Annotated in this window: 1 pseudogene; it reads left to right on the top strand. The window is 75.3% G+C overall.

What is annotated here, in order from left to right:
- A pseudogene (locus tag ACXN5W_RS30510) lies at nucleotides 1-223 on the top strand (4-oxalocrotonate decarboxylase); the annotation flags it as partial.

The following is a 223-nucleotide window of genomic DNA, read 5'->3' as shown; positions in this document are numbered from 1 at the left end:
CCGCGACGCCCACCGCGCAGCTCGCGGCGGCGGCCGGTCTGGACGTCGACGGCGCGTACGCCGTGCAGACCGCCCTGGTCGAGCGCCGGCTGACCCGAGGCGAACGGCTGGTCGGGGTGAAAATGGGGCTGACCAGCCGGGCCAAGATGGCCCAGGTGGGCGTGGACGAGGTCATCTGGGGCCGGCTGACCGACGCGATGCGGGTGCCCGACGGCGGCACCGT

Source organism: Plantactinospora sp. A48 (assembly GCF_055793945.1).
This window is presented reverse-complemented; position numbering and strand designations above follow the sequence as displayed.